Below are 12,866 nucleotides of genomic sequence, written 5' to 3' on the forward strand. Positions count from 1 at the left end.
GCGATGTTGTCCAGCGGCCCGTCACCGGCCTCGTCGGGTGGCCGGCCGGCGGCCACGAACAGCCGCTCCGGCAGCCGGTCACCGCGCTCGGCCAGCACCCGGGCCACCTCGTAGCCGAGCCGGGCGCCCAGCGAGTGCCCGTACAGCGCGAACCGCGGGCCGGCGTCGGCCACGATCGCGTCGGCGATCGCGACCGGATCCAGTGTCAGCGGCTCGCCGTACCGGCCCTCCCGGCCGGGCAGCTTCACCGGGACGATCTCCACCTCGGCACCGAACGCGGCCGGCCAGTGCCGGAACGCGCTGGCGCCGGCGCCGGCGTAGGGCAGGCAGTACAGCTGCCAGGTGGCGTCGGGGCGCCGCGCCGGCCGCGGGAACCAGCGGTCCACCGCGGTGCGGGCGGCGTCGTCGATCCCGGTCATCGCGGCCGGGCCAGCCGCGGGATCGCCGCCGCGGGCGCCTCGGTGGCGGCGTCCCGGCGCTGCTCGACCAGCTCCGCCATGCCGGCCACGGTGGTCGTCTCGAACAGGCTGCGCATCGGCAGCTTCACCCCGGTCGCGGTGCGCACCTTCCCGATCAGCTGCACCGCGACCAGCGAGTTGCCGCCCAGGTCGAAGAAGTCGTCGTCCCGGCCGACCGCCGGCACGCCGAGCACCTCGGCCCAGATCGCCGCCAGCTGCGCCTCCAGCTCGGTACCGGGTGCCGCCTCGTCGCCGAGCGCCCCGCCCGCGTCCGGATCGACCGGCCCGGTGAGCGTGTCGATGGTCGCGGCGGCCGCCGCGAGTTGCTCGTCCATCGGCCGCACCGACACCGCGACCTGCGGCCCCAGCCCACCGGACAGCAGCCGCCACAGCACCTCGGCGCCGTCCGCCGGCGCGATCCCGCCCGCCGCACCGCTGCCGCCCGCGGTACCGCCGGGCGGCGTGCTGCCGCGGTCCGCCGCCGCGGCACCTGGTGACAGCGCACCGGCCGGTGCCGGCGCGGCCCCGCCCGCCGGGGGTGCGCCGGACGCCGGGGTGGCCTGCACGGTGCTGGCCATCGCCGCCGGGTCGACCCGGCGCAGCATGAAGTCGGCGATGTCGACCAGCACCCGGCCGTCGTCGTCCAGCAGCCGGATGTCGGCGGTGGTGACCTCGTCGCCGGGCTGCCCGACCGCGTGCGCCCACAGCCGCGCCGGCAGCGGCGCGTGCACGGTGATCCGGCCGTACCCGAGCGGCAGGAACGAGCCGCCCTCGACGTCGAGCAGGCTGGTCGCCTCGTCCAGCAGCGCCGGGTGCAGCGGCCAGTCGGCGAGTTCGGCCGCGACCGCCGGCGGCGCGACCAGCCGGGCCAGCACCTCGCCGGCACCCCGGTGGACGGCGCGCAGGTTCTGCCAGCGGCCACCGAACTCGACCAGCCCGGACCGGGACCGGTGGCTCGTCACCTCGGTGCCGGCACCCAGCCGATCGCGCAGCTCGGCCACCGCGATCGGTTGCGGCGCAGCGGTGCGCACCCAGGCGGCGGTGCCGCGTACGTGCGGGCCCGCGCCGGTGGCGACCGTGACGTCGTACCCGTCGTCGCCGGGACGCAGCCGCACCTGCACGGTCGTCTCGGCACCGTCCGGCACCGCCAGCGGCGCGACGAACGCCACGTCGCGCAGCTCCACCACGGCGTCCGCGGCGGGCGCCGGCACCGCCGCGGCCAACGCCGCCCGGATCAGCTCCAGATGGCCGGTGCCGGGCAGCACCGGCACCCCGGCGATCCGGTGCTCACCCAGCACCCAGTCGCTGGCGGGCCCGAGCCGGCCGCGGACCACCGAACCCGGCCCGTCGTCGACCCGGTCGGTCAGCACCGGATGCCGCACCGCGCGCACCGCCCCGGCCGGTCCGGCAGCGGAGTCGGCGTCGGCCGGCGATCCCACCGCGAGCGCGCCGGCACCGGCAGCGGACGAGGCAGCCTCGGCGGTACCGCCGAGCGCGGCCGGGCGGGCGGTCTCGACTGCCATGCCGACCTCGCTCCAGGCACCCCAGTCGACGCTGAGCACCGGGCAGCCGAACCCGCCACCGTGGTGCGCCACCGCATCCAGGTAGGCGTTCGCCGCGGCGTAGTCGGCCTGACCGAGCCCGCCGACCACGCCGGTCACCGACCCGCACAGCACCACGAAAGCCAGGTCGAGGTCGCCGAACACCTCCGCCAGCGCGCGGGTGCCGGCGAGCTTGGGCGCCAGTACCGCCTCGACCGCCTCCCGGGTCTTCACCTCGATCAGGCCGCCGCCCGGGACACCGGCGGCGTGCACGATGCCATCCAGCCGGCCGTACTCGGCGAGGATGCGCTCGCGCACCACCCGCAGCGCGGTCGCGTCGGTGACGTCCGCGGCGACCGGCAACACCTGGCCGCCGGCCGCCTCGATGCGCCGGATCGCGGCCACCGTGCGGCCGATGCGATCGCCGCCGCCGGCCAGCGCCGCCCACTGGTCACGCGGCGGCAGCGGGGTGCGGGCCAGCAGGACGATCCTCGCCCGGCAGCGGCGGGCCAGGTCCTCGGCGACGGTGCCGCCGATCCCGCCGGTGCCACCGGTGATCAGGTACACGCCGCCGTCGGGCAGCGAATCGGCCGCCGCCGGCAGCGGCACCGGCTCGAAGCCGGGCGCCCAGCGCCGGCCGCGGCGCAGCGCCACCGTCTGGCCGTACTCGCCGGACGGTGGCACCCGCAGCTCGGCGGCGACCGCCGCCACGTCCGACGAACTGGCCGCGTCGACGTGCCGGACGGTGACCACGCCGGGCAGCTCGGTCGGCAGCGACCAGGCGGCCGCCGCGGCGCCGGCCGCGACCGGGTCGGTCACGTCGCCGCCCAGCACCGCCCGGGTACCGGCGGTGACCACGTCCAGGTGCACCGGGCCGGGCAGCGACGCCTCGGCCAGTGCCTGGCCGAGCGCGACGATGCTGTGCACCGCCTCGTCCACCCCGGAGTCCGGGCCCGAGTGCTGGTGCTGGGTCCCGGGAGCCGCCGACCGGACCGTCCAGGCGTGCACGACCCGCTGCGGGACTCCGGAACCCGCCGCCAGCTCGGCGAGCAGCGCCGCGTACCCGGCGCGGTCGGCCGGGGCGAGCGCGGGCGCCCGTACCGTGTCGGGGCCGAGTGCGGTGGCGAGCGCGTCGCCGTACTCGCCGTCGGCCAGCAGCAGGCAGCGCGGGGCCGCCGGCACGTCGACGGCCGGCGGCAGCTGCCGCCAGACCGGCACGCTGCACCACTGCGCCATGCCGCGGTCCACCGGCGCCGGGGCGGGCGCCGGTGCGGCCGACGGCGCCGGGTCGACCCAGTGGTAGCTGCGCTCGTACGGGTAGGTCGGCAGCGGGATCCGCCGCCCCGGCTGGCCGAACCCGGCCAGGTCGACGCCGGCCGCCCAGAGCCGACCGGCCGCCGCGTACAGGGGGGCGAGATCGCCCTGCCGGCCGTCCGGGCCCGGCAGGCTCGGCACCGGCAGCCGCTCGTCCCGTGGGATCTGCATCCGGGCCAGCCCGACCAGCTGGTTGCCCGGCCCGCACTCGACCGCGAGCCAGTCGCCGTCGGCGCGCAGCCGCGCCACGCAGTCACCGAACCGGACCGGCTCGCGCAGGTGCGCCGCCCAGTACGCCGGGTCGGTGGCCTGCTCGGCGGTGATCCAGTCGCCGGTGCGGTTGGACAGGTATCGGCGCTGCGGCGCGTGCCGCGGCACCGCGGCGACCAGCTCGGCGAACTCGGCGAGCACCGGGTCCATCGACGCGGAGTGGAACGCGTGCGAGGTGCGCAACCGCCGACGGCCGACCCCGCGCCCGGTCAGCTCCTCCGCGTAGCGGTCGATCAGGTCCGCCGGCCCGGACACCACGCAGGTGCGCGGCCCGTTCACCGCCGCGACGTCCAGCCCGGCCGGCAGCGACTTGGCGACCTCGTCGGCGGCCAGCTGCACGGCGAGCATCGAGCCCGGCGCCGCCGACTGCATCAGCCGACCCCGGGCCGCCACCAGTCGCAGCGCGTCGGCCGGCGCGAACACGCCGGCCAGGGTGGCCGCCACGTACTCGCCGATGGAGTGGCCGATCATCGCCGCCGGCGCCACACCCCAGGACTCCCAGAGCCGGGCCAGCGCGTACTCGACGGTGAACAGCGCCGGCTGGGCATGCCGGGTCTGCTGCAGCGTCTCGCCGTCGGCGGCAAGCGGGTCGGCGCCCAGCACCGCGGCGCACTCGGCCACCGCGGCGGCGAACACCGGCTCCGCGGCCCGCAGCTGCGCTGCCATTCCCGCGTACTGCGCGCCCTGGCCGGAGAACAGGAACGCCACCTGCGGCGCGGACCTGCCGACCCGGTCGGTGTGCCGTTTGCGGTCGGCCAGCGCCCGCACCGCGCCGGCGGTGTCCTCGGCCACCACCACGGTGCGGTGCGGATGCGCCTCGCGCCCGACCCGCAGCGTGTACGCGACGTCGGCCAGCGGCGTGTCCGGTGCCTCGGTGAGCCGGGCGGCGAGCTGGTCGACCACGGTGGCCAGCGCGGTCTCGGACCGGGCCGACAGCTGGATCAGCTCGACCGGCCGCGCCGGAGCGGCCGCCGGCGCCGCCGCCGGCGCCTCCTCCAGCACCACGTGCGCGTTGGTACCGCCGATGCCGAACGAGCTGACCCCGGCCCGGCGCGGCCCGTCGTCGGCCGGCCAGCCGGACAGCATCGCGTTGACGTAGAACGGGCTGGTGGTGAAGTCGATCGCCGGATTCGGCGACTCGTAGTTGATGCTCGCCGGGATCAGCTTGTGCTGCAACGCCAGTACCGTCTTGATCACCCCGGCGACACCGGCCCCCTGGGACAGGTGGCCGATGTTCGACTTCACCGAGCCCAGCGCGCACCAGCCGGCGTCGTCGGCCTGCGCGCCGTACGCCGCGGACAGCGCGGCCACCTCGATCGGGTCACCGAGTGCGGTGGCGGTACCGTGTGCCTCCACATAGGACACCGTGCGCGGGTCGATGTCGGCCATCGCCAGCGCCTGCGCCACCACGTCGGTCTGGCCCTCGACGCTGGGCGCCGAGAAACCGACCTTGGCCGCACCGTCGTTGTTGATCGCGTTGCCGAGGATCACCGCCCGCACGTCGTCGCCGTCGGCCAGCGCGTCGGACAGCCGCTTGAGCACGATCACGCCGCCGCCGCTGCCCCACAGGGTGCCGGCGCCGCGGGCGTCGAACGGCCGGCAGTGCCCGTCCGGCGCGGTGATCCCGCCGTCCTGCGCGATGTAGCCGCCACCGTGCGGCAGCTCGATGCACACCCCGCCGGCCAGCGCCATGTCGCACTCGCCGTTGCGCAGCGCCTCGCAGGCGAGGTGGATCGCCACCATCGAGGTGGAACAGGCGGTGTGCAGGGTGAAGCTCGGCCCGCGCAGGTTCAGCTTGTACGACACCAGCGTCGCGACGTAGTCCGGGTTGTTGCCGATGTTGACCGCGAGGTTGCCGGCGGCGTCGGCCAGCCGCGGGTTCGCCCGCACGTTCTTCCACAGATAGTCGGTGGCACCGGTACCGGCGTAGACGCCGACCAGCCCCGGGTAGCGGGCCGGATCGTAGCCGGCGTCCTGCAACGCGGTGTGCGACAGCTCCAGGAACAGCCGGTGCTGCGGGTCGGCGACGTCGGCCTCCCGACGGCTCATCCCGAACAGCCCCGGATCGAAGTACTCGATGTCGTCGATCACCGGTGCGGCGGCGACGAAGTCGGGATGGTCGACCATCTCGGCCGGCAGCCCCAGCTTCAGCTGCTCGTCCCGGTTGGAGAACCGGATCGACTCGACGCCGTCGACCAGGTTCGACCAGAACTGGCCGGCGTCCCGGGCGCCCGGCACCCGGCAGGCCAACCCCACCAGTGCGATGCGCTCGACGTTGTCCTCGGTCATCGTCGACCTCCGGTCTCGGCTCGATCCCCGTTGCCGTTCGATCCCTGTGCTGCCCGGTCCCGTTGCCGGGCCGACCCGCGGGTCGCTTCCGGACCGGCTGCCCGGTCGGCGCGGTCCGGTCGCCCGGCCGGCTCGATCCAGTGCCGTTGGCGGCGGAACCGGTGGGCCGGCAACGGGGTGCGGCGCGGCCCGTCGGCCGGAGCCGGCTCCCCCAGTACGACGTGCGCGGTGGTGCCGCCCAGCCCGATCGCGCTGACCCCGGCGTACCGGGGGCCGGGCGTCGGCCATCGGCGGGTCGTGGTGGCGATCTCGAACCGGCCGGCGGCGAGGTCGACGTCCGGGTGCGGCGCCTCGACGTGCAGGCTCGCCGGGACGACCCCGTCGCGCACCGTCAGCGCCGCCTTGATCAGCCCGGCGACCCCGGCCGCCGCGTCCAGGTTGCCGATGCTCGGCTTCACCGAGCCGAGCAGGCAGCCGTCGGCCGCCCCGGCGAACACCGAGCCGAGCGCGCGTACCTCGATCGCGTCGCCCAGCGGGGTGCCGCTGCCGTGCGCCTCCAGGTAGCCGATGTCGGCCGGCGTCAGCTCCGCGGTGGCCAGCGCCTCCGCGACCGCGTCGGCGAGGCCGGCCACTCCCGGTACCGCGAAGCCACCGCGCCGGGCGCCGTCGTTGGTGACCGCCCAGCCGCGCAGCACCGCGTACACCCGGTCGTCGGTGACGTCCTCGCATCGCTTCAGCACCACCCCGGCGGCGCCGCTGCCGTACCGGGTGCCCTGCGCCTTGGCGTCGAACGCGCGGATCACGCCGTCCGGCGACAATCCCGCCCGGGCCAGATAGCCCGACGGTGTCGTCGCCGCCACCGAGGAGCCGCCCGCGATCGCCAGATCGCAGCGGTAGTCGAGCAGGCTCTGCGCCGCCAGGCAGACCGCGACCAGCGACGACGCGCACGCCGCCTGGGTCGCCACCGCCGGCCCGGTCAGCCCGAGCTTGTACGCGGTGCGCAGCGGCAGGTAGTCGGGCGCGTGACCGGGCGGCATCGGCTCGTCCGCGGCGCCGAGCCGGTCCGGCCGGTACAGGTGGCGCAGGAAGTACCGGTTGACCGAGGTGCCGGTGAACACGCCGACCGGCGCGTCGAGCCGGCCCGGCTGTTCTCCGGCGTCCTGCAACGCGTGCCAGGCGACCTCCAGGAACAGCCGGTGCTGCGGGTCGATCTCGGCCGCCTCGGCCGGGGTGTAGCCGAAGAACTCGGCGTCGAAGTCCTCGATGCCGGGCAGGTAGCCGCCGGCCCGCACGTACCGCGGGTCGGCCAGCAGCTCGTCGCCGACCCCGGCGGCGCGCAGCTCGACGTCGGAGTACCGGTGGATCGCGTCGACGCCGGCCCGCAGGTTGTCCCAGTAGCCGGCGACGTCGGCGGCGCCGGGCAGCCGGGCCGCCATCCCGACGATCGCGATCTCGTCGCTCATCGGGCACCCCGCCGGGCCGCCCGGCGCGCCATCCGCGCCGCCAGCCGCTCCCCGCCGGCGCCCGCCGCCATCTCGGCGCGCCGCGCCCCACCACCGTCCATTGTGGACACGTTGGTCGCGGCGGCGATCCGGCGCGCCAGCGCGCTGACCGTCGGGTACTCGAACAGTTCCGGCAGCGGCAGCCGCACCCCGAGGTCACGTTCCAGCCGCCGCTGCACGCCGGCCAGCGCCAGCGAGTGGCCACCCAGGTCGAAGAAGTTGCGGTCCACGTCGACGAGCGGCACGCCCAGCTCCGCGCTCCAGGCCGCGGCCACGGTACGCACCAGCGGATCGTCCGGCAGTGCCCCGGCGGCGGGCGCCGGCGGGGCGGGCAGCGCGGCGACGTCCACCTTGCCGGTCGGCGTGGTCGGCAGCGCGTCGAGCACCACCACCGCCCGGGGCACCAGATAGTGCGGCAGCCGCTCGGACAGCTGCGCCAGCAGCCGGTCCGCGGTCAGCCCGGCCGACCCGGACACGTAGCAGACCAGTTCCCGCTCGGCCGGCACCGTGCCGGCCGGCCGGTCCCGGGCCACCGCGACGGCCTGGCGCACACCGGGCAGCTCGGCCAGCACCGCTTCGATCTCGCCGAGTTCCACCCGGTACCCGCGGATCTTCACCTGCCGGTCGACCCGGCCCAGGTGCACCAGCCGGCCGTCGGACAGTCGCCGGGCCAGATCACCGGTGCGGTAGGTCCGGGCGTCTCCGGCGGTCGGGAACGGCCGGCCGACGTACCCGATGGCGAGGTGCCGGCTGCGCACCACGACCTCGCCGAACAGTGCCGCCGGCGCACCGGAGGGGGTGCACAGCGTCACCTCGATGCCCGGCAGCGGGTGGCCGACCGGCACCAGCCCGCCGGCCGGCGGCGCGGTCAGGTGGTCCTGCGCGATGAAGCTGATCTCGGTGGCGCCGTAACCGTTGACGAACACGCCGTCCGGCGCGAAGTGCCGCCAGTAGGCGACCGCGTCGGCGGCGTGCACCGCCTCGCCGCCGAGCAGCACCACCCGGATCGCCGGCAGCCGACCGCCGTCCAGCGCCGCGACCAGATGCCGGTACACCGTCGGGGTCGAGTGGTAGACGCTGACCTGGCGCTCCTGCAACGCGTCGACCAGATGCGCCAGCCCGTGGGTACGGATGTCCACCGGCACCGCCGCCGCCCCGGACAGCAGCGCCGAGAACAGGTCGGTGATCGCCATGTCGAAGCTGAACGAGCTGAGCACCGCGACCCGGTCGTCCGGGTCGATGCGCGCGTTGTCGATGTGGTTGCCGGCCGCGAACAACACGTTGCGGTGGCTCTGCACCACGCCCTTGGGCAGCCCCGTCGACCCGGACGTGTACAGCACGTACGCCTCGGCGTCCGGGTCGGTGTCGGGCACCGGCAGCGGCGCCGCGGGCAACCCGGACACGTCCAGCACCCGGACGGCGGGTGGCAGCGTGCCGCGCGCCGTTCGCCCGCTCGCCGCCTCGGCGGTCAGCTCCGCGGCGAGGCGACGGGTACTGGCATCGACCAGCACGGTGTGCACACCGCTGTCGCGCAGCAGGTGCGCCAGCCGCGCCGGCGGGTACGACGGGTCGGCCGGCACGTAGGCGGCGCCGGCGGCGAGCGTACCGAGGATCGCCGCGACCGTGCTGGCGCCGTGGCCGAGCAGCACCGCGACCCGGCCACCGGCCGGCACGCCGGGGCCGGCGGCTGCCCGGTCACCGGCCGTCCCGCCGGCGGCGATCGCCCGCGCGACGCCACCGGCCGCCGCGGCCAGCGCGGCGTAGCCGAGGGTGCCGTCGTCGGCCAGCACCGCGGGCCGATCGGGCTGCGTGGCGGCCAACTCGGCGAACCGGCCGAGCACCGTGCCGGTGCGCTGCGCGGGGCGCCACCCGACCGAGGGGCGGTGCCGGTCACCGAGTTCGGGCGGCCGGCGGCGCTCGATGGTCATCCGGTCCGGCAACTCGCCGGCGGTCAGGGTGGCGGCCAGGTCGGCGGCCAGGCACCCGGCGAGGGCGTCGTCGACCACCTGCCGGTCGTGGCCCAGCCAGACCCGGTTCCCGGTCACCACCACGACCAGGTCGCACGGGTACCACCCGGCGGCCAGGACCAGCTCGGCCACCTCGTCGGTGCACCCCGGCACCATCGCATCGCCGGTCACCAGCCAGACCGACGCCGCCGCCGGCGCCTCCTGGTACGGCACGCCCGCCGCCGGCGTTTCCTGATACGGCACGCCCGCCGCCGGGCTGGCCCCGGTCGTACCGGCGTCGACCGGATCGACGGCCGCGGCGCCGACGGGATCGGCCGCACCGGCCGCGTCGTCACCGCTCAGGATCAGCCGCGGGCCGGACTCGCCGGCGACCGCGCGAGCGATCGGGAACCCGACGGTACCGGTGTAGCGGGTCAGCACCGCCCGCAGCGCGCGCTGCACCTGGTGTGCCGAGCCGGCGTGATCGGCGGCTACCGCGCACCAGCCGTCCACGCCGTGCCGTGACTCGACCACCCGCCCCGGCGCCAGTTCCGGCGCCACCCAGTCGTGCCGCACCGCCGGTGCCAGCGCAGCGGTCCTGGACCGGATCGCTGGCCTGGCCGGCCGGCCGAGGAGGTCCGTCCAGGCCCCGGCGAGCGACCGGTGGTCGAACCCGCCGTCGGCGTCGACCTCGAGCCGCGCCGCGCCGGGACCGGCCTGCCGCCCGGGAGGCGCTTCGCTCCAGGAAACCCGCCACCCCGGATGCGCCTCGTGCCAGGCCGGCAACCGCGGTGTCACCTCCGCCGGATCGACGATCGCGGTGCGCCGCAGCGCATCCGGCGGTACCGACGGGTAGCGGGAGCCGAGCGTGGTCACGAGGTGCCCAGCAGGACCTTGGCGATGTCGGCCACGCTGCGCACCGGCACGGTGTCGGTGGCGGCCAGCGGTGGATAGTCGTCGACGGTGTAGCTGCCGGAGGCGTGCACCACGATGTCCGTGCCGTCCGGCACCAACCCTCGCTGCACCGCGTTCAGCACCCCGGTCAGCGCCATCACCAGGGAGAACTCCCGCAGCCGTCGCGGATCGGCCGGCAGCGGCCGGTCGGTGGCCGACAGCAGCTCGCGGATCTGCGGGTAGCGCTGCAGGCACTCGTGGAGCGAGACCACGATGCCATCGCCGCCGTACCGGGCGATCAGCTCGTTCATCGCCGGCGAGGTGGCCGGCGCGTGCGAGTAGAACGTCGGGTCCAGCACCTCGTCCGGATCGTAGGTGGTGTAAGGGAAGTGCGGGTCGGCGTCCTGCCGGTACAACCCGCCGGCCGCCTGGTACGCCGGGAGCAGGGCACGGTCGAACCCGCCCCGGCGCAGGCTGAGCACCATGTCCGGGGTGTCCAGATGCTGCACCAGCAGGAATCCGGGGCGCTGCGCCGGCTCGGCCACCCCGCGCTCCTCCAGCACGTCGCGGCCCAGGTTGTAGCCGAGCAGCCCGAACGCGCTGGACACCGCGTGCGCGTGCCAGCGCGGTGCGGCACCGACGGTGGGCGCCACGTCGTGCTCGAAGAAGGCCCGTGCCGCGTCGGCGACCAGGTAGTTGCGCAGTTCCAGGGAGAACCACAGGTGCGCGCCGAGCTTCCCCGCGTACTGGTCGGCGAACTCCCGCGCCAGTGCCTTGACTCCTTCGGAGCGCTCCCCGTCGTACAGGAAGATCGGGTTGCGCCGCGGGTCCAGCGCGGCGTCGCCGGTGGACAGGCCGCCGCGCAGCTTCGGCTGGCAGCTGGCCGGCGCCACGATCGCGATCCGCAGCTGGTCGGCGGTGACCAGGCCGCAGCGGATCGCCCGCTGCACCGCGTCGCGCAGCGCGGTGCCCTTGTTCGCCGAGGTCGGCGTGAAGATCAGCACCGGCTCGCCGGTCTGCCGGATGAACTCCACCGCACGCGCCACGATCAGCAGCGAGGCGAACGTCTTGGTGGTCCGGGTGCCGGGGGCCCGGGTGAGGTCCAGCAGCTGCAACCGACCGGAGTCGTGCTCGCCGAGCTGCCACCAGCGGGCTTCGGCCACCGAGAAGAACTCGCGCAGCCGGTCGTCGAGTTCCGGGAACCGGAAGCCCGGCGAGAACGCGACCGGGTCGGCGACCGGTGACGGGTCGTGCACCCGGGCGGCCACCACCTCCGGCAGCCGGTCGTAGTAGTCGAGGATCAGGTTCGCGGTCGGCGGGTGCGACATCGTTGGCGTCTCCCGTGGATGCGGGCCGAAGGACGGACGGCGGGGCGGAGCCGAACCGGCGGCTCAGCCGCCCACGGCCGGGTCGACGATCCGGTTGGCGGCGTCCACGTGCACGATGCGCGGCTCGACCTTCTCGCCGTCGGCGACGATGCCGTAGGCGATGATGATGATCAGGTCGCCGGGCTGGATCAGCCGGGCGGCGGCGCCGTTCATGCCGATCTCGCCGGAACCCGCGGCGCCCTCGATCACGTACGTTTCCAGCCGCGCACCGTTGTTGATGTCCACCACGTGCACCAGCTCGTTGGGCGCCAGGTCGGCCGCCGCCATCAGGTCGGCGTCCACCGTGATCGAGCCGACGTAGTGCAGGTCGGCCCGGGTGACGGTGGCTCGATGGATCTTGGCTCGCAGCATCGTCCGGAACATGCGCCAGTTCACTCCCCGTGGAAAGGCAACGGCGCAGCGCAGACCGGCATCCGTTTCGCCGGAATGATGCGGCACCCGTCGGTCGGACCGAGTCGCTCCATATCGGCCACCGTGGATCTCGCGGTGACCTGCGGCGATCGTAGGTACGGTCTCGGGCACCTGCAACCCCTGTCGATCCATACGGTGGAAACGCCTGGGACATAACGGATTTCCGCCATTTTGGCCTTGCGCCGGTCGGCTATCGTCTGCATGCCCGGTAGCGGTCCGGTTGAGCTGACGCGCTGGACGACACGACCTCAGGAGCTGACATGGCCGACGAGCTGCACAGCGTGGTGCACAACGACGAAGGTCAGTACTCGACCTGGCCGGCCGATCGCGAGCTGCCGGCCGGCTGGCACCGGTCCGGCTTCACCGGGCCGCGGAACGACTGCCTGGATCACGTCGAGAAGGTCTGGACCGACCTGCGGCCGGCCAGCCTGCGGGCGGCGACCGAGCAGGCCGGCAACCGTGACTGATCCGTTCGTCGCGGCGGCGTCGTACGCGCAGGAGCGGGTCTGGCTGGCCAACCAGCTCGACCCCGAATCGCCCGTCTACCACGTCATCGCGCCGCTGCCGCTGCCCGCCGACGCCGACCACGCCGCCGTGCACACCGCGCTGCGCGGCCTGGTCGACCGGCACGAGCCGCTGCGCACCGCGCTGCGGCTGACCACCGACGGGCTGGTGCAGGAGATCGCGCCGACGGTGCCGGTCGACTGCCCGACGATGACCATCGGCCCCGACGAGGACACGTTCACCGAGACGGTGCGCGCCCTGGTCGCCCGGCCGATGCCGATCGACACCGCGCCGCTGTGGCACGCCACCGTGCTCGACCGCGGTACCCGGGCCGGCTGCTGCTGCTGAT

General features: G+C 75.4%; 7 protein-coding genes and 1 pseudogene. 2 read left to right on the top strand and 6 right to left on the bottom strand.

Features of this window, described 5'->3' with window-relative positions; genetic code table 11:
• Positions 1-89: 89 nt before the first annotated feature.
• The 6 genes and pseudogenes from Athai_RS35115 to panD form a co-directional block, all read right to left on the bottom strand.
• Positions 90-419: pseudogene (locus Athai_RS35115) on the bottom strand (thioesterase II family protein); the annotation flags it as partial.
• On the bottom strand, positions 416-5,872 hold the full coding sequence (locus Athai_RS24010) for a type I polyketide synthase (RefSeq protein WP_203963591.1): 5,457 nt from the start codon (positions 5,870-5,872) through the stop codon (positions 416-418). The pseudogene Athai_RS35115 and the gene Athai_RS24010, both read right to left, overlap by 4 nt.
• Positions 5,869-7,335, bottom strand: a complete 1,467-nt coding sequence (locus Athai_RS24015; RefSeq protein ID WP_203963592.1) for a beta-ketoacyl [acyl carrier protein] synthase domain-containing protein — start codon at positions 7,333-7,335, stop codon at positions 5,869-5,871. Before Athai_RS24015 ends, Athai_RS24010 begins: the two co-directional genes overlap by 4 nt.
• Positions 7,332-10,196 carry a non-ribosomal peptide synthetase gene (locus Athai_RS24020; RefSeq protein ID WP_203963593.1) on the bottom strand — a complete coding sequence of 955 codons (2,865 nt, stop codon included), beginning with the start codon at positions 10,194-10,196 and terminating at the stop codon, positions 7,332-7,334. Before Athai_RS24020 ends, Athai_RS24015 begins: the two co-directional genes overlap by 4 nt.
• Positions 10,193-11,542, bottom strand: coding sequence for a DUF6002 family protein (locus tag Athai_RS24025; RefSeq protein WP_203963594.1), 1,350 nt, complete (start codon positions 11,540-11,542; stop codon positions 10,193-10,195). Before Athai_RS24025 ends, Athai_RS24020 begins: the two co-directional genes overlap by 4 nt.
• Before the next feature lie 63 nt (positions 11,543-11,605).
• A complete protein-coding gene (gene panD, locus Athai_RS24030; protein WP_203963595.1) occupies positions 11,606-11,965 on the bottom strand; it encodes an aspartate 1-decarboxylase in 360 nt (119 codons plus the stop codon).
• 308 nt (positions 11,966-12,273) lie between these two features.
• On the opposite strand from panD, the gene Athai_RS24035 reads away from it, so the two are divergent.
• On the top strand, positions 12,274-12,480 hold the full coding sequence (locus Athai_RS24035) for an MbtH family protein (RefSeq protein WP_203963596.1): 207 nt from the start codon (positions 12,274-12,276) through the stop codon (positions 12,478-12,480).
• The gene (locus Athai_RS34890) at positions 12,473-12,865 is read left to right on the top strand and encodes a condensation domain-containing protein (RefSeq protein ID WP_203963597.1); all 393 of its coding nucleotides are present in this window, start codon (positions 12,473-12,475) and stop codon (positions 12,863-12,865) included. Before Athai_RS24035 ends, Athai_RS34890 begins: the two co-directional genes overlap by 8 nt.
• The last annotated feature ends 1 nt before the right edge of the window (position 12,866 follow it).

Source organism: Actinocatenispora thailandica, from assembly GCF_016865425.1.
Classification (GTDB): domain Bacteria; phylum Actinomycetota; class Actinomycetes; order Mycobacteriales; family Micromonosporaceae; genus Actinocatenispora; species Actinocatenispora thailandica.